Below are 288 nucleotides of genomic sequence, written 5' to 3' on the forward strand. Positions count from 1 at the left end.
AAAGAGAGCAGCTTTCAAAAAGATTTAAGTAAGGATTAAGCGGGCTTGTAGCTCAGGTGGTTAGAGCGCTACACTGATAATGTAGAGGTCCGTGGTTCGAGTCCACGCAGGCCCACAAGAAAAAGGCATGTGAGGACAAGGTCAAAAAGCAATTAGCATATAATCCCTGGGGGATTAGCTCAGCTGGCTAGAGCACCTGCCTTGCACGCAGGGGGTCAACGGTTCGAATCCGTTATTCTCCACCAGAGTACAAATTAGAGTATAGAGTAAAGATTAGAGAGTAAAGAT

General features: G+C 45.8%; 2 tRNA genes. Both read left to right on the forward strand.

Features of this window, described 5'->3' with window-relative positions:
• Nucleotides 1-41: 41 nt before the first annotated feature.
• Nucleotides 42-115 (forward strand) — tRNA-Ile (locus tag SKC35_RS11390).
• Nucleotides 116-168: 53 nt separating this feature from the next.
• Nucleotides 169-245: transfer RNA gene (locus SKC35_RS11395), tRNA-Ala, on the forward strand.
• The last annotated feature ends 43 nt before the right edge of the window (nucleotides 246-288 follow it).

The organism is Aquirufa originis, assembly GCF_042714495.1.
Classification (GTDB): Bacteria; Bacteroidota; Bacteroidia; order Cytophagales; family Spirosomataceae; genus Aquirufa; species Aquirufa originis.